Below are 15,834 nucleotides of genomic sequence, written 5' to 3'. Positions count from 1 at the left end.
CAGACTACCGACCTGGCCACGCTACCGCCCCTGAGCCGCTTCCAGCTGGGACCGGAGGGCCGACTCGGTATGACGAATCGCTTGTCCGACGACGGGTTCCACGACGGCTCCGAGCAGTTTGCCTGCCATGCCACCGGGCAGGCTGTAGCGGAATACGACGTCGAGGCGGGTCTGCCCATCGGGGGTGTCGGCAAGAGACCACGTGGACGAGTTCGACAGGCCCTCCACCGACTCCAGCGTCAGTCTCTCGTCGGGAACCCACTCGGTTACGTGCACAACCGATGTGAGTGCCTTCGGGCCGATCTGCATGGTCGCGTCGTACGTGGCACCGAGACCGGATGTGGCCTCCGTCCTCGGCTCGAACCGGGTGATGCCGAACATCCATTTGGGCACGTTCCGGTAGTCGTCGAGATAGGCGAAAGCGGCCTCGCGGCTGGTGGACGCGATCGCCGAACGATTGATTTCACGCACCACCACACCCTAGTACACGCTACGTCGTGTTACACACACTTTCTCTCATCGGCTCACCGGCGAACGTAACCCAGCTGCTTGTCGACCACATTGACCAGCGCCAATCCTTGCAAGTACCGCTGCAGATTGTCCTCGAACAACTGCCACAAGCGTTCGGCGAAATCGTCGGCGTCACCGGCCAGATGCGCGGTCACTATCACGTTGTCCATGCCCCACAGCGGGCTCGATTCCGGCAGCGGCTCCACCTCGAACACGTCGAGCACCGCCCACCCGATCGCACCAGCGGCCAAGGCAGCGCACAGCGCAGCTTCGTCGACGACGGGTCCGCGGGAAATGTTGACCAGGCCCGCGTCCGAATGCATAGCCTCGAGCACCTCGGCGTCGACGAGACCGCGAGTTCGTTCGGTCAACGGGGCGGCGAGAACGATCACGTCGTATTCCCCTGCGTACGAGGGCAATCGACCCACGTCGCGGATACGCGCGAACTCGGCATCGCCCGGACGCTCGGACGTTGCCGACGCATCGACGCTCATACCGAGTGCGCCGAGCACCCCACCGATCGCACGTCCGATAGAGCCCGGTCCGACGACGAGAGCGCGTCGACCGTGTACTCCGCTGGTGCCTCGATGTTCCCAGACTCGCTCGCGCTGTCGACGGATCGCCTGGGGCAGCTTCTTGATCGACGCCAGAATTCCGGCGGCGACGTATTCGGCTATCGCACGGTCGAGGATGCCGCCGGAGTTGGTGAGTAGCCAGTCACTCTCGCGCAGAGCCGGATCAAGGATTCGGTCCACTCCCGCGCTCGAGGCGTGGATCCATCGGAGGTTCGTGGCATTCGGCCACACGGACCGCAGGTCCACGGTCTCGAACGTTCGAAACAACAGCACCTCCGCCCACGAGACCGCGTCGGCGAGTTCGGCGATGACGCAACTCCGAAAGTGCACCCCTTGCACAGCGGGAAAGGACATACGATCCGAATCACTCTCGACCACAAGCACGTTCACCACTACGATCACCACCTCCGTAATATGGACTCGTGCTCACCGTTGAACTCGCATCCGCCGCCGACGCAGCAACGATACTCGGGCTCCGTCACGCCGCCGAGGACTGGCTGGCAGCGCGGGAAATAGACCAGTGGACTCCGCGCGAGGTTCCCTTGTCCACCATCACCGCCCAAGTCGAAGCAGGCGAGTTCTACATCGCTCGACGCGAACCCGATGGCCCCATTATCGCTGCGCTGCGGCTGATCTGGTCCGATCCGACCATCTGGCCCGAACGGAGCGAACCAGCCGGTTACGTGCACGGACTGGTGATCGACCGGGCCGCTGCAGGCACCGGAGTCGGAGCCTCGATGCTCGCGTGGGCAGCGGAGCAGACCCGTGGGGAAGGGCGAGCGCTGCTACGACTCGATTGCGCAGAATCCAACTCCGCCCTGTGTAGCTACTACCTGCGGCAGGGGTTTCGCTACGTCGGACGCCACGAATTCGCCGACGGTAGTACGTGGTTCAGCGTCGCACTGTTCGAGAGGTCGACCGGCTTGTAGCGTGTTCGCCCATGGGCGAGAATCGAGACCGAATGCTGCGCGGCGAACTCTACCGAGACAGTGACCCCGACCTGGTGGCGTCTCGAATCTCGTGCGGAAAGCTACTCGACAGATTCAACGCGATCGAGGCCGACCGGGCCGAGGAACGACGCGAACTGCTCGGCGAGTTGCTCGGCTCCATCGGAGCGGATTCGTGGATCATGCCCCGATTCCAATGTGACTACGGCACATACATCTCCATCGGATCCAACAGCTTTCTCAACTACGACGCGATTCTCCTGGACTGCGCACCCATCACCATCGGCGACGACGTATCGATAGGACCACGGGCGCAACTGCTGACAGCTCTGCATCCGATGGAGGACCATCAGGCACGCCGAACACGCTGGGAGAGCGCTCAGCCCATCACCATCGGCAACAACGTCTGGTTGGGCGGGGGTGTGATCGTCTGCCCGGGAGTCACCATCGGCGAGAACTCGGTGATCGGTGCCGGGAGCGTCATCACTCGCGACGTGCCGCCGCACACCTTCGCCGCCGGCAACCCGTGTCGGACGATTCGCGCCCTACCGTGAAATCACCGCGTTCAAGATCTTGTCGGAGTCGCGGACCAGCGTGGTGACTGCCTTTCTGGCTCCCCACCACATTCCCAGCCAGCCGATTGCGATGGCCACGAGAATCGACAGGTATGCGAACGCACCGGGAAGGAGCAGCGCGAGTAGCAGACCAGGCAGGACCGACACTGCCAGAAGAACGATCCCGATCAGAAAGTACGCGAATGCACCGCCGGTGAACGATCCCCGTGTGTTCATCGAGAATGCCTTGGTAGCTTCGGGCACCGGGTAGGCCGCGCATACGGAGTTCACCGCTGTGAGCCCGGCGCTCACTCCGAGCATCGAGATCGTCACTGCGATAGGGATCTGCAGTCGGTCGAGCCCGAGGTCGCCGAACACTCGAACCACCAGGACCGGCACGATCGCGAAGGGTGCCGCGACGAGCAGCCAGGCGATCTGACGACCACGGATGTCGTCCGAGAGGGCCTGCGGAATCATCACCAGGTGCCACATCGAACTACCGTCGAGACCGTAGAAGTTCGATCCGGCAACCATCGCCATGAGGATGACGATCCATGCGCCCCAGGCCGCATCGAACGGAATCGAATCCGACACCAACGGCCCGATTCCGCCGAGTACGGCGAAGATCAGGGCCGACAACAGCTGACTTCGACGACGCATGTCACCGCGCCACAAGGACAGCTCTCGGGTCACCACAGCGCCGACCCGCGTTGTCCGCCACCCCGTCGCTCCGTCGCGGCCATTGGCTGTCGTCTGCTTGCGTGATGCCCCCGATGAGGCGGACACCCGTCCCTCGAACAGCCGCAGCACCAGTCGCTGCCACGCCCACACCAACACGCCGTCGATCAGCAGCAATCCGGCCACTGCGCCGACAGCTAGTAGCCAATTGCCCTCCAGCGCAGCGTCTACGCTCGTGATGCCCCAGCTGAACGGAATGGAATGCGCCAACGTGAGCGGCCATGTCACCTCACCGGACAGCACTCTCCCGAAGTTCTGGGTGATAGGAAATTGCAGAAAGTACAGGCCGCCGAAGATCGCACTGAAGGCCAGCAGCGCCAACTCGCGGCTACGCCGACTCTTGAGCAGCTGCGACATCGCCAGCGTCATGACTCTGGACAACGACACGAACAGCACCACCGTGGCGGGCCACGCCACCAATGCCAAGGGGAATGCGGCGATGGAACGAGAGAGCGCGTATATCGGGATGGACGCGGCCGCGATCGTGGTCAGCGGTACCACGATGCCGAAAGCCGAGGTGCTCAGCAGAGCCCGGGCCAGCCCACGGGGTTCGACCGACAGCAACTGAAAGTGCCGGGGCTGAATATTGTCGTCCGAGATACCCGAGAGCACCGGAAACAGTACCCAACTCAGACCCAGCAGGGTCAGCCCGAGACTTGCCGTGCCGCCGACCAGCACCGGCGATGCGTCGCCCTGCGCCGCCATCACGCAGGCGAGCACTGCGAGAATTAGTCCCAGCAATCCGAACACGATCTTCACTGCCGCACGTCCGCCACTGAATTGCCTGCGGTAGAGAGTGATTCGCATCTGCAGAACCGTACGGCCAACGGAGGTCACGAGCGCATCCACGACAGACCGTCCGGGTTCTGCGCCCGGGTTCCGACGAGTCGAACGAAGGCGTCGTCGAGGGTTCCGCCGCCACGCACCTCGTCGACCGTTCCGGCCGCCACGACGCGGCCGCCGGTGATGACGCCGACGTGGGTGCACAGTTGCTCGACGAGCGCCATGACGTGGCTCGACAGAATCACCGATCCGCCCGACCGGACGAACTGAACGAGGATGGTGCGAATGGTGGTGGACGAGATGGGATCGACGGCCTCGAAAGGCTCGTCCAACACCAGTAGCCGTGGCCCGTGCAGCAGTGCCGAAGCAAGTCCGATCTTCTTGGTCATTCCGGCGGAGTAATCGGCGATGACGGTTCCTCCGGCGTCGGTCAGATCCAACGCATCGAGCAGCTCGTCTCGACGCTGCGCGATGACGTCCTCCGGCATCGCGCGCAGTCGCCCGAAGTAGGTGAGGAGCTCGTGGCCGGTGAATTGCGAGGGCAACGTCAGCCCGTCGGGGAGCACCCCGAGTAACTCCTTCGCCGCGATCGGATCGGCCCAGACGTCTCTCCCGAACACCATGCTTCGCCCATATTGTGGCCGAAGTAGTCCCACTGCCATGGACAACGAGGTCGTCTTGCCCGCGCCGTTGGGTCCGACCAACCCGAACATCGAGCCTGGGGGGACGGTCAAGGACAGGTCGTCGACGGCGATCTTGGGGCCGAAGGCCATGCACAGGTGCTCGAGCAGCAGGGCAGCAGGATTCGTATGCACAGGTAACAGACTATCCGGTATGGGCCGTTTCGTCATCCGTCCGGATCGGGCACCCCGGTACCATCTGGGCATGAATCGCACCGCAGTGGTTACCGGAGCATCATCGGGAATTGGACGCGCCGTTGCGGCGGTATTGGTCGCCCGCGGCTACCGAGTCATCGGCACCTCGCGCAATCCGGATTCGATGACCGACGCTCAGCGGCTGACAGGGGTCGAATATCGAGCACTCGACCTTACCGAGACCGCGTCGATCAGCAGCTTCGTGGCCGAACTCGGCGACGTCGATGTCCTGGTCAACAACGCAGGCGAGAGTCAGTCAGGGCCGTTCGAGGAGCTGCCGACCGAAGCCATCGAACGCCTCTTCCAACTCAACGTCTTCGGCGCAGTAACGCTGTCGCAGAGCGTCATTCCAGGTATGCGCGAGCGTGGGTACGGCCGCATCGTCATGGTCGGCTCGATGCTGGCGAGCTTCCCCCTCGCCTACCGATCGTCGTACGCGTCGACGAAAGCAGCGATCAAAGGCTTCTCCGACGCTGCCCGACTGGAACTCTCGCCCTTCGGTGTGTGGATGACCACCGTCGAGCCAGGGTCGATCAACACCGGAATCAGCGAGCGCCGAAGCAAGTACATCGCGCCGGATTCGATACACCGAGAAGACTTCCACACCACGATCTCTTCCTTGGATCGTAAGGAAGGAAGCGGCATCTCCGCCGAGGAAGTCGCTGAGGTGGTACTGAAGGCCATCGAGGCGGACAAGCCGAAACCCTTGTACGCCAGAGGAAGCAATGCACCGGTGGTGTTCCTCGCTCGCCGGTTGTTGCCTGCGACCTTCATGGAGAAGACAATCGCGAAGATGTTCGGGCTGAAGAGGTAGTCGACCTCAGCCGGCGATCGCGGCGTGCATCTCCCAGACGATCACTTCGGCACCGGCGACGGTGCTCAGCTTCTGCCCGCCGCCTCCGGAGATGCGCACGGCGTCACCCTCGGCGAGTACGCCGACACCCTCGAGCATCGCTTCGCCCTCGGCGACGAACACGTGCAGGAACGGGGCGTCGGGAAGATCGACTGGGGCTTGTCCGGGACGCAGACGTGCAGCATGCATGGCGGCGTACTTGTTCTTGATACGGATCGCCGCATGGTCGCAGTGGTGAGCCATCCCTGATGCCACGGGAACCAGACCACCACCGAGCAACTCGTCGTCGATCTCGAGCTGTTCGTAGCCCGGGGTGATGCCCTGCTCGTCGGGGACGACCCACATCTGGACGAACCGAACGGGATCACCGTGCCTGCCCGAGTACGAGCCGGCGGTCTCGCCGAGCCGCCACGAGTCGTTCTTCTCCGAGTGCAGGATGCCGGTGCCTGCACTCATGCGCTGCGCGAGACCGGGATAGATGACGCCGGAGTGGCCCATCGAATCCTGGTGTACCAGCGAACCCTGCAGCACCCAGGTGACGATCTCCATGTCGCGGTGCGGGTGAGTGTCGAATCCCTGCCCAGGAGTGACGATGTCGTCGTTGTTGACCATCAGGACGCCGTGATGGGTGTTGCCACGATCGAAGTGGTTGCCGAACGAGAAAGAGTGCTTGGAGTCCAGCCAGCCGATGCGCGTCGTGAAGCGGTCTGCGGCCCGTCGGACGTCGAGAGTGGTTGCTGCAGCAGCCATGTCATTGCCTCGAATCGCGAAGTATGTGGTCATAGGACGTGCGAGCCGTACATCTCACCGAGTGGATCGGCGATCAGTTCGAGGCGCGCACCGTCGGGGTCGCGGAAGTACAGCGAGACCTCGCTGTGCTCGATCAGTTCGACTCCGGCGTCGATCAGCTTGGTACGCAGGTGTTCCCATCGGTCGGGCTCGACACTGATCGCCACATGGTGGAGGCCGCCGAGCACCTCTGCATACGGCCCGACGTCGAGTCCGGGAAAGTCGAAGAATGCCAACAGGTTGCTGTTGCCTATGTCGAAGAAGAAGTGCGAAGACCCAGGGTAGTCACGGTTCTCGATGAGCTCGGTGAGCGGGAACTCGAGCAGATCCTGATAGAAGCGAACCGTCGCCTCTACGTCGCTGCTGACCAACGCGGTGTGATGGAGACCGCGAGCCGATGACGCCGGGCGCTCCTCGGCCGGCTTCAGGTGCTCGGCGCGGATCCGGTCACGCGCGACGGTGTGCTGATCTACCTCGGTCATCGCTTTACCCTCCGGTCAAGTAGTTGCTTCGTCAACTACAAGCTCACAGTACACCTAGTAGTTGCGCTGTCAACTACCATGGGTGCATGGAAAATCCACGGTGGCTCAACCAGGAAGAACAGCTGGCCTGGCGCGCATACCTCGACGCCACGCGGCTGCTGCTTCGCGATCTCGACAACCAACTCACGCGCGATTCCGGAATCTCGTTCACCGACTTCGAGCTGCTCGTGGTGCTGTCCGAATCTTCCGATCGCCGACGCCGCATGAGCGAACTCGCCGACGCCGTCACCACCACTCGCAGCGGAGTGACGAGGGCCATCAGCCGGCTGGTCGAGTGCGGTTGGGTTCGGCGCGTCAAATGCGACGACGACAAACGGGGCATGTCCGCCGAACTCACCGACTCCGGACTACGCACCCTCGCCGAGGCCAGTCCTCAGCATGTGGACGCGGTGCGACGGAACATGTTCGATCTAGTGGACCCGAACGATCTCGCGGCCCTCACCCGCACGTTCTCGGCAATGCGAAACCACGCGTCGTGACTGTCACCCACATTCCCGGCGATCGACGGCATCACTGGTGGAACGAATGGCTCGATTCCAAGCAATCGTTTCCCGCCACCGGCAACTACGATCTCGCAGCGAACGCACACGGGCTGCTGATGGTGCACAACGAGGACACCGTCTCTCCCGGCGAAGGATTCGATTCGCACGAGCACCGGAACATGGAGATCCTCACCTGGGTACTCGAGGGCACGCTCGAACACACCGATTCCCAGGGCCACAGTGGGCTGATCCGACCGGGACTGATCCAGCGCATGAGTGCGGGCACGGGCATTCGCCACACCGAACGAAATGCATCGAGCCGTACCAGCCGCGACACGCTACGCGTCGTGCAGATGTGGATTACGCCCGATGCCGACGGACGGGTGCCCTCGTACGCCGAACTGGACGTGCGCGACGAGTTGGCGTCCGGTGAACTCGTCTGCGTTGCATCAGGTATGCCGGGTGGAGGTGGAGTGCGCATCGGCAATCGGTATGCAGCACTGCACGTTGCACGGCTTGCACCGGGACAATCCATAGCCGTTCCCGACGCGCCTTTCGGTCATGTCTTCGTGGCCGACGGTTCCGTTGCGTTCGAGGATGTCGGCGATCTCGCCCAGGGTGACGCGGTGCGACTGACCTCCACCGGCGGACACCGTGTGACAGCATCGACTGCCAGCGAGATCATGATCTGGGAAATGCACGCCACCTTCGCCTGAGGGAGTTACAGCCATGCCGACTGTCATCACCGACGATGCCGTCACCCTGAATTATCTCGACGAGGGCACCGGTCCGGCTGTAGTCCTCATCGCCGGTTTCTGTGCGCCCGCGACAACTTGGGTACTGCAGCAGAAAGTGTTGGTGCAGGCCGGATATCGGGTGCTGGCGCTCGATCGACGAGGACACGGGGCCTCGGAGGCCCCCACGTATGGGGCGTCCATGGAGCGGCACGGACGCGATGTTGCCGACTTCCTCGCGGCCGTGGGCGTCACGGACGCCATCCTGATCGGTGGTTCGATGGGAGCGAGCACCATCTGGTCGTACGTTTCTCAATTCGGCACCGAGCACGTGCGAGCCATCGTATCGGTCGATCAGACTCCGAAGATGGTCAACAGCGACGACTGGTCCAACGGTTTCTACGGTCTCACCGAGGACAACCGAGGGACATTCTTCGACAACGGAATACCCGATACCGGACACGGCATCCCCAAGTGGAAGTCGGTGCCCTCTCTACTCAGGCTCGCACTCGCACTACGCGCGTTGCCGAGAATGGCGTCGCCCGACACCCCACCGATGAAGACTCTGCTGGCCGATCATGCGGCGCAGGATTGGCGCGCAACCATTGCCGGTACCGACAAGCCGTACCTGATGGTCGCCGGGCGCGACAGCCAGTTCTGGCCTGCTGCACACGCTTTCGAGTCCGTCGAAAACAATCCTCGCGGTCGATCGGTGGTGTTGGAACAGTGCGGTCACGCCGCGAACATGGACCGTCCGAACGAGTTCAACACGGCGATGCTGGAGTTCCTCGAATCCGTCTGGTGAGGTCACGACTTCGGGTGTCACCGACGTCGAGGTTCGATAGGAAGGACTGACACCCACCCCAACCCAAATCCGAAAGAACTATTGCGAAATATTTGTTTCGGGTTATGGTTACTGCATGAGCCCACCACCGCCGGATCGGACGCCCCGGAAGCTGACGGACATGTCAGAGCTCAAGGCGCTGACGCATCCCATTCGACTGCGATTGCTGTACGCGCTGCGCGCCAACAAGTCGATGACAGCCACCCAGCTCGGCGATCTCGTGGACGAATCACCCGCGTCGGTGAGCTATCACCTGCGCAAACTCGCCGAACACGGGTTCGTCAAGGAGGTCGAGAACGGCACGGACAAGCGTCAGCGCTGGTGGTCGGAGGCCAACGAGAACGGGTTCAGCTGGTCCGAGAACGACTTCTCCAACTCACCCGAATCGCTGCAGGTGGCGAAAGCCTCCAAGAATTCCTGGCTGGCGCACCAGTGGTCTCGACTGAGCGACTTCGATCGAACATCCGAATCCTGGGGACCGGAGTGGATAGCCGCGGCGTTCAGCTCGGACGATGTCCTGCGGCTCACTGCCGAGGAAACGGAGGCCATGGGCAAGGAAATGCTCGCCGTTGTCGACAAATGGCGTCGGCACGGCGAGAACGCGACCTCAGGGGAGCGTGAACACGTGATGGTACTGATGCACGGATTCCCCACCACACCTTAGGAGTTGGCATGTATCCGTTCGACCCGCACACGTACCTGTTCCTCACCCGGCACGAGCGCGAACTGCGCTCACTGCAGGCCGACCGCCGCAGACTCGCTGCTGCTCAACGCCGTCTGCGCCGCGACGAACTCCGAGTACAGCGAGCTTGGGACGAGTTGACGACGTCGCTCGCCGACGTCTCGGCCTCGGAACGTCGTGTACTCGAACTGGCCACGCGATGACTCAGATCAGAGACTTCTCGAGCCAGACCTGCGCGTAAGGTTCGTCATTGAACGCGGGCACCACTCGGTAGCCGAGCTTGGCCGGAACAGCCATTATTTCGCGGCAGCCCGCCTCGCGAAAACCTTCGAGATTCCCAGCTGTGCAGCGACGATGATGCCACCCACGATCGCACCGATGACCGCCGACGCGAGGGTGTTGACGATCCAGGCCAGGACTCCGCCGACGCCTGCGACCCCGCGCACTGCGTCTTCGCCATGGTGAACCAGTTCGTAGATGGGATGAAATCCGAGCTCGTCGATGCCGACGAGCAGGATATGTCCGCCGACCCACAACATCGCTGCAGTCCCGACGACCGACAGCACCGACATGACCTTGGGCATGGCCCTGACCAGCCCCCGGCCGAATTTCTCGATGAAGCCGGTGGAGCCGTCGGCCAATTTCAGACCGATGTCGTCCATCTTGACGATCAGTGCGACGACTCCGTAGACGACGACAGTGATGACAACGGCAACGACCGCGAGGATGATCAGCCGGCTCCAGAAACCCTCTGCAGCAATGGTGTCCAGTGCGATGACCATGATTTCGGCGGACAGAATCAGATCGGTGCGCACTGCGCCGGATACAACGGTGTCCTCGTCGCGCGGCTCGTCTTCGGCGGCGGCGTGATGCTCGCCGTGGCCGAACAGTGCACCCCAGATCTTGTGTGCGGCCTCGTAGCTCAGGTAGCAGCCGCCGAGCATCAAAATAGGCGTCAACAGCCACGGTACGAACTGACTGAGCAGCAACGCGATGGGAAGAATGATCAGCAGCTTGTTCCGCAGCGAGCCCACCGCGATGCGCTTGATGATCGGGAGTTCACGTTCGGCCGCGAGACCGCGGACGTATTGGGGCGTCACCGCAGCGTCGTCGATGACGACACCAGCCGCTTTGGCAGTCGCCCGCCCGGTCGCGGCACCGATGTCGTCGATCGATGCGGCAGCCAGACGCGACAGCGCTGCCACGTCGTCGAGCAGAGCTACGAGTCCGCCTGCCATCACAGACCTCCGAGTGAAGACGAGTGCACGGGCAGGCTCCTTGGTCTCGGTACGACGCCGAATCCCGACGATCTACGCATCGAAACCATACCGCCACAGCGGCGACTACCACCACACACGACCACAGGACGATGTATGGTTTCCTATACGTATAGTCACCTATACCTCAGAACGGAGTTGCTCATGACGATCAAATGGCTGTTGGCGGCCGCCGTCGGGCTCGCCGCCGCAGCGACGACGGCAGTGCTGGCCTGGCTCGTCTCGCCCGTCGCACCAGGTGTTTCGGCGGCGGTGTTCGGTTTCGTCGCCCTTCCGTTCGGGGCAACGCTGGGCTGGATTCTCTTCGTCGCCCCTGCCACGGCGGACCAGGCCTACGCCTCGGGTGAGAGCGTCGAGAGCCACTGGGCAACAGCTGCATCGAGTGGCACGGCCACCGATCTGGTGACTGTCCTGGGCCTGACTCTGGCCGTGGTGTCCATCGCCCGCGTCGATCCTCCGGCCGCAGTGCTGCTGACCGGCCTCTTGCTGGCCGCGTTCGCGTCGTTCACCACGCGGTACGCCCTCGCGCGCCGCCGGGCATTGTCCGAGTGAAGAACAATGTTCGACGGCGTCGCACCGAAATGGGTTGGTCTCAACAGGAACTGGCCGAGCGCATCGAGGTCACCCGTCTGACCATCATCTCCATCGAGAAGGAGCGATTCGACCCGAGCCTGCCGGTCGCCTTCCGCCTCGCGGCGGCCTTCGACTGCTCCATCGAGGAGCTGTTCGTGCCGGACCGAACCTGATCGCTACTGCGTGTACGAACTCAGAAAATTGCCGAGTCGTTCGAGCGCTGTCGCCAGATCGTCGACATTGGGCAGCGTGACGAGACGAAAGTGATCAGGTACATCCCAATTGAACGCGCGACCGTGACTGACGAGGATCTTCTCCGATTCGAGGAGATCGAGCACGAACTTTTCGTCGTCGACGATCCCGAAACGTTCGGTGTCGAGTTTCGGGAACATGTAGAGCGCGCCCGCTGCCTGCACGCAACTGACTCCGTCGATGGAGTTGAGCATGCGATGCGCCAGATCACGCTGCGCCGTCAGCCTTCCCGAGGGCAGCAGCAGATCCTCGATCGACTGCCTGCCACCGAGCGCCGTCTGAATAGCATGTTGCGCCGGCACATTTGCGCACATACGCATGTTGGACAGCAAGGTGATGCCCTCGATGAAACTCGCCGCACGACGACGCGGCCCGGTGATCGCCAGCCAGCCGGCGCGAAATCCACACACTCGGTATGCCTTGGACAGACCCGAATAGGTCAAGCACAGAACATCTTTGCCGGCCAGCGTCGCAAGATTCGTCATGACCGCACCCTCGTAGACGATCTTCTCGTAAATTTCGTCGGCGAGCAGCACCAGATCGTGCTGACGCGCCAGATCGACGAACCGCTGCAGCGCCTCACGTGGGTACACCGCCCCGGTCGGATTGTTCGGATTGATCACCACGATCGCGCGGGTCCTGGGCGTGATCTTCGATTCGAGATCATCGAAGTCCGGTGCCCAGCCCTGATTCTCGTCTGCAAGGTAGTGAACAGGCGTACCACCGGCGAGCGCCACCGAGCCCGTCCACAACGGGTAATCGGGCGAGGGAATCAGAATCTCGTCTTCCGGATTGCACAGAGCCTGCATCGTCATCGTGATCAGTTCCGATACCCCGTTGCCGAGGTAGACGTCGCCGACGTCGAGATCGGTCAGTCCTTTGGTCTGGTAGTACTGCACCACCGCCGTCCGGGCCGAGAACAGCCCCCGCGAATCGGAATATCCCTGCGCCGTCGGCAGATTGCGAATCATCGCCATCATGATCTCGTCCGGTGCCTCGAAGCCGAAGGGTGCCGGATTGCCGACGTTGAGGCGCAGAATCGCGTGGCCCTGCTCCTCGAGCTCCTCGGTCTTGTCCAGAATTCGACCACGAATGTCGTAGCGAACATTCTCGAGCTTGCGCGCCTGATCGATCGATCTCGTCATGATGAGAGTTCCTCCTGTCGGACGGACGGCGACATCCGGGTTCGGACCGCCACTGTTGCACACACGATCACCGCCGCTCCACCCACCACCACCGGCAACGTCAACCCTTCGCGGAGGATCATCGCGGCCCAGCACATGGTCAAGAGCGGTTGGATCAGCTGAATCTGACTGACGCTCGACATCGGGCCGATGGCAAGGCCCCGATACCAGGCGAAGAAGCCCAGATACATGCTCACCACCGACAGGTAGGCAAATGCGGCCCACTCGGATACACCCGCGGAGGACGGCTGCTGCCACCATGCGAACCCTGCCAGCGCACCGGTCACCGGAACGGACACCACCAGCGCCCAGGAGACCGTCTGCCAAGCACCGAGTTCGCGCGCCATCAGGCCGCCCTCGGCATATCCGACGGCTGCGGCGAGCACTGCTCCGAGCAGCAACAGATCCGACCACTGCAACCCGATCAGTTGTCCGCCTTGCAGGGCAGCGAACCCGACAGCGACGACAGCCCCCACTGCCGCGACCAGCCAGAACATCGGCCGAACCGGTTGCCGTTCGCGGACAACCGCGGTGGCGGCGGTGGCAGCCGGAAGCAAGGCGATGACGACGGCGCTGTGCCCCGCCGATGCGGTGGTGAGGGCGTACGAGGTGAGAACCGGAAAGCCGACGACGACACCGGCCGCGATCACCGCGAGCCGAATCCACTGCCGCCCCCGCGGGAGCCGTTGCCCGGTAGCGGCGAGCGCTACCGCAGCCAGCGCGGCGGCGACCACAGCTCGTCCGCAGCCGACGAAGAGCGGGGACAGACCTGCGGTGACTGCGACGCGGGTCAGTGGCACTGTGAACGAGAAGGCCGTGACGCCCGCAACTCCCCAGAGCAGTCCTGCCCGGGATAGCAGACCCACGCCAGTCCGAGTAGCGCTACTATGCTGTGTCATGTCCGACGATAGCAGTTCCCGCATTGTGGCTGCACTGAGATTATGGATCGACACCGCGCCACCCGAGGCCAGGCTGCCGTCCACCCGGGCCCTCGTCGCCGAGCATTCCGCCAGTCCGGTCACCGTGCAAAAAGCACTGCGCACCCTGATCGCGCAGGGTGTCATCGAAAGCAGACCCGGCGTCGGCACTTTCGTCCGTACTGTGCGCACGGCCCGCCCCAACGACTACGGCTGGCAGACTGCGGCATTGGGAGCGCCGAACAATCGACTGCAACTCCCGGCGGCTCTTCAGTCGACCTCCAGCGACGTGATTGCCTTGCATTCCGGCTACCCAGCCCGAGAGTTGTTGCCAGAAAAGCTTGTTCACGCCGCCTTCACCCGCGCCGCCCGCACCGACTCGGTGATCGCCCGACCACCGACCGCAGGCCTACCGGAATTACGCGCATGGTTCGCGGCCGAGTTGGGGGCGTCGACGCCGTTGGGCATCACACCACCGTCAGCCAGTGACGTCGTCATCATCCCCGGCAGCCAGACCGGACTCAGCACAGCATTTCGGGCGCTCGTCGGTGCCGGTCGGCCGTTGCTCATGGAGTCCCCGACGTACTGGGGCGCGATTCTGGCTGCCACGCAGGCAGGGGTGGACGTCGTACCGATACCCAGCGGCGTCGACGGCCCGGACCCCGACGGACTCGCCCGCGCATTCGCGCACACCGGCGCTCGGGCGTTCTACGCGCAACCGACCTTCGCGAGCCCCACCGGGGCACAGTGGTCGCCCGCTCTGTCCGAGCAAGTCCTCGCCACCGTTCGACGCCACGGCGCGTTTCTGATCGAGGACGACTCTGCCCACGATTTCGGCATCACCGCCGAGCCGAACCCGCTGGCGGCACACGACGATGCCGGGCACGTCGTATATCTCCGATCGCTCACCAAGACGGTGTCACCTTCGGTTCGGTTGGCGGGCTTGATCGCTCGCGGTCCCGCTCACGAGCGAATCCTCGCCGATACCGGTGCCGAATCCATGTACGTCAGCGGCATCCTCCAGGCAGTAGCCCTCGATGTGGTGACGCAACCTGCCTGGCGAACTCATCTTCGCCGTCTACGTACACAACTGTCCTCGCGTCGAGACTTGTTGGCGAACAGCCTGATCGAGTTCGCGCCCCGGGGGCACCTCGATGCAGTACCACGCGGTGGACTCAATTTGTGGATGCGTCTGCGTGACGATGCCGATCTGGAAGACATTGTTCGGCAGTGCAGATCGGCTGGTGTGATCGTCGGGGCAGGGGACGACTACTTCCCGGCCGAACCCACCGGAAAGTACCTTCGCTTGAACTATGCGGGTCCCAACCCAGGTGAGTTTCCCGATGCAGCGCGCACGATCGGTTCGATCATCTGAGGCCGTTGGAGACATCTGCGGCGAACGAGGACTTACGTCCCACGATGAACCACACCAAGGGACCGAGGAACGGGAACGCCAGGACGACGAAGATCCACACTGCGCGGCCGGCAACGCTGTAGTTGGGCGAGCGAACGATACTGACCACGGCGGCGACGAACAGAAGTACCGCACCGAACGTCACCACGAGCGCGATCACCAGGCCCAGGGTTCCCAATCCGATCCCGAGCACCTGCTCGGCGGTCGACTGCTGCTGAGACAGAATTGTTGCGACGTCCATGACGGTCCTTTCGCGTGTGCCGTTTCGTTGACCCTCACCACGCTACGAAGCGTCGGCCCGGACCACAT

General features: G+C 63.1%; 21 protein-coding genes. 11 read left to right on the top strand and 10 right to left on the bottom strand.

The features are described 5' to 3' along the window. Positions 1 to 21: 21 nt before the first annotated feature. Positions 22 to 471 carry an SRPBCC family protein gene (locus J1M87_RS01780; protein ID WP_206487085.1) on the bottom strand — a complete coding sequence of 150 codons (450 nt, stop codon included), beginning with the start codon at positions 469 to 471 and terminating at the stop codon, positions 22 to 24. Between the two features lie 53 nt (positions 472 to 524). Then, on the bottom strand, positions 525 to 1,439 hold the full coding sequence (locus J1M87_RS01775; protein ID WP_206487083.1) for a D-2-hydroxyacid dehydrogenase: 915 nt from the start codon (positions 1,437 to 1,439) through the stop codon (positions 525 to 527). 68 nt (positions 1,440 to 1,507) lie between these two features. On the opposite strand from J1M87_RS01775, the gene J1M87_RS01770 reads away from it, so the two are divergent. Both J1M87_RS01770 and J1M87_RS01765 read left to right on the top strand, forming a co-directional pair. Further along, the gene (locus J1M87_RS01770; RefSeq protein WP_206487081.1) at positions 1,508 to 2,014 is read left to right on the top strand and encodes a GNAT family N-acetyltransferase; all 507 of its coding nucleotides are present in this window, start codon (positions 1,508 to 1,510) and stop codon (positions 2,012 to 2,014) included. Between the two features lie 11 nt (positions 2,015 to 2,025). Then, the gene (locus J1M87_RS01765; RefSeq protein WP_206487079.1) at positions 2,026 to 2,586 is read left to right on the top strand and encodes a sugar O-acetyltransferase; all 561 of its coding nucleotides are present in this window, start codon (positions 2,026 to 2,028) and stop codon (positions 2,584 to 2,586) included. On the opposite strand, the gene J1M87_RS01760 is transcribed toward J1M87_RS01765, so the two are convergent. After that, complete coding sequence (locus J1M87_RS01760; protein ID WP_241256234.1) at positions 2,578 to 4,131, bottom strand: ABC transporter permease; 1,554 nt, start codon at positions 4,129 to 4,131, stop codon at positions 2,578 to 2,580. The genes J1M87_RS01765 and J1M87_RS01760 overlap by 9 nt on opposite strands. A 26-nt stretch (positions 4,132 to 4,157) precedes the next feature. Continuing rightward, positions 4,158 to 4,958 carry an ABC transporter ATP-binding protein gene (locus tag J1M87_RS01755; protein ID WP_241256233.1) on the bottom strand — a complete coding sequence of 267 codons (801 nt, stop codon included), beginning with the start codon at positions 4,956 to 4,958 and terminating at the stop codon, positions 4,158 to 4,160. A gap of 34 nt (positions 4,959 to 4,992) precedes the next feature. Here J1M87_RS01755 and J1M87_RS01750 point away from each other — a divergent pair, with 34 nt between their 5' ends. After that, complete coding sequence (locus tag J1M87_RS01750) at positions 4,993 to 5,796, top strand: SDR family oxidoreductase (protein ID WP_206487075.1); 804 nt, start codon at positions 4,993 to 4,995, stop codon at positions 5,794 to 5,796. 6 nt (positions 5,797 to 5,802) lie between these two features. Here the strand turns inward: J1M87_RS01750 and J1M87_RS01745 are convergent, their stop codons facing one another. Then, the gene (locus J1M87_RS01745) at positions 5,803 to 6,585 is read right to left on the bottom strand and encodes a pirin-like bicupin family protein (RefSeq protein ID WP_206487073.1); all 783 of its coding nucleotides are present in this window, start codon (positions 6,583 to 6,585) and stop codon (positions 5,803 to 5,805) included. A 29-nt stretch (positions 6,586 to 6,614) separates the two neighbouring features. Further along, positions 6,615 to 7,106, bottom strand: a complete 492-nt coding sequence (locus tag J1M87_RS01740; protein ID WP_206487065.1) for a VOC family protein — start codon at positions 7,104 to 7,106, stop codon at positions 6,615 to 6,617. A gap of 86 nt (positions 7,107 to 7,192) precedes the next feature. Between J1M87_RS01740 and J1M87_RS01735 the strand changes: the two genes are divergently transcribed. The 5 genes from J1M87_RS01735 (at position 7,193) to J1M87_RS01715 (ending at position 10,111) form a co-directional block, all read left to right on the top strand. Next, on the top strand, positions 7,193 to 7,645 hold the full coding sequence (locus tag J1M87_RS01735; protein ID WP_206487058.1) for a MarR family winged helix-turn-helix transcriptional regulator: 453 nt from the start codon (positions 7,193 to 7,195) through the stop codon (positions 7,643 to 7,645). Then, positions 7,642 to 8,364 (top strand): pirin family protein, encoded by a 723-nt coding sequence (locus J1M87_RS01730; protein ID WP_206487054.1) that lies wholly within the window; start codon positions 7,642 to 7,644, stop codon positions 8,362 to 8,364. Before J1M87_RS01735 ends, J1M87_RS01730 begins: the two co-directional genes overlap by 4 nt. A 13-nt stretch (positions 8,365 to 8,377) precedes the next feature. Further along, a complete protein-coding gene (locus tag J1M87_RS01725; RefSeq protein WP_206487050.1) occupies positions 8,378 to 9,187 on the top strand; it encodes an alpha/beta fold hydrolase in 810 nt (269 codons plus the stop codon). 115 nt (positions 9,188 to 9,302) lie between these two features. Next, entirely contained in the window at positions 9,303 to 9,890 is a 588-nt protein-coding gene (locus J1M87_RS01720; RefSeq protein WP_241256232.1) for a helix-turn-helix domain-containing protein, read from the top strand. 8 nt (positions 9,891 to 9,898) lie between these two features. Next, a complete protein-coding gene (locus J1M87_RS01715; RefSeq protein WP_206487048.1) occupies positions 9,899 to 10,111 on the top strand; it encodes a hypothetical protein in 213 nt (70 codons plus the stop codon). Between the two features lie 93 nt (positions 10,112 to 10,204). Here the strand turns inward: J1M87_RS01715 and J1M87_RS01710 are convergent, their stop codons facing one another. Then, positions 10,205 to 11,146: a DUF808 domain-containing protein gene (locus J1M87_RS01710; protein ID WP_206487046.1), complete on the bottom strand. Its 942-nt coding sequence runs from the start codon at positions 11,144 to 11,146 to the stop codon at positions 10,205 to 10,207. A gap of 183 nt (positions 11,147 to 11,329) precedes the next feature. Between J1M87_RS01710 and J1M87_RS01705 the strand changes: the two genes are divergently transcribed. Together J1M87_RS01705 and J1M87_RS01700 are read left to right on the top strand one after the other, a co-directional pair. Further along, positions 11,330 to 11,737, top strand: a complete 408-nt coding sequence (locus J1M87_RS01705) for a hypothetical protein (RefSeq protein WP_241256231.1) — start codon at positions 11,330 to 11,332, stop codon at positions 11,735 to 11,737. Continuing rightward, a complete protein-coding gene (locus J1M87_RS01700) occupies positions 11,734 to 11,931 on the top strand; it encodes a helix-turn-helix transcriptional regulator (protein ID WP_206487044.1) in 198 nt (65 codons plus the stop codon). Before J1M87_RS01705 ends, J1M87_RS01700 begins: the two co-directional genes overlap by 4 nt. A 3-nt stretch (positions 11,932 to 11,934) precedes the next feature. Here J1M87_RS01700 and J1M87_RS01695 read toward each other — a convergent pair whose 3' ends face one another. After that, positions 11,935 to 13,155, bottom strand: a complete 1,221-nt coding sequence (locus J1M87_RS01695) for a pyridoxal phosphate-dependent aminotransferase (RefSeq protein WP_206487042.1) — start codon at positions 13,153 to 13,155, stop codon at positions 11,935 to 11,937. After that, a complete protein-coding gene (locus tag J1M87_RS01690; protein ID WP_206487041.1) occupies positions 13,152 to 14,093 on the bottom strand; it encodes a DMT family transporter in 942 nt (313 codons plus the stop codon). Before J1M87_RS01690 ends, J1M87_RS01695 begins: the two co-directional genes overlap by 4 nt. Here J1M87_RS01690 and J1M87_RS01685 point away from each other — a divergent pair. After that, a complete protein-coding gene (locus tag J1M87_RS01685; protein WP_206487039.1) occupies positions 14,092 to 15,486 on the top strand; it encodes a PLP-dependent aminotransferase family protein in 1,395 nt (464 codons plus the stop codon). The two genes, J1M87_RS01690 and J1M87_RS01685, sit on opposite strands and share 2 nt — an antisense overlap. Here J1M87_RS01685 and J1M87_RS01680 read toward each other — a convergent pair. Continuing rightward, positions 15,479 to 15,766: a PLD nuclease N-terminal domain-containing protein gene (locus J1M87_RS01680; protein WP_241256229.1), complete on the bottom strand. Its 288-nt coding sequence runs from the start codon at positions 15,764 to 15,766 to the stop codon at positions 15,479 to 15,481. The two genes, J1M87_RS01685 and J1M87_RS01680, sit on opposite strands and share 8 nt — an antisense overlap. Positions 15,767 to 15,834: the final 68 nt, after the last annotated feature.

The organism is Rhodococcus sp. KRD162 (assembly GCF_017168335.1).
GTDB lineage: Bacteria > Actinomycetota > Actinomycetes > Mycobacteriales > Mycobacteriaceae > Rhodococcoides.
The sequence above is the reverse complement of the archived record's forward strand: the minus strand, read 5'-3'. Positions and strand labels throughout refer to the sequence as shown.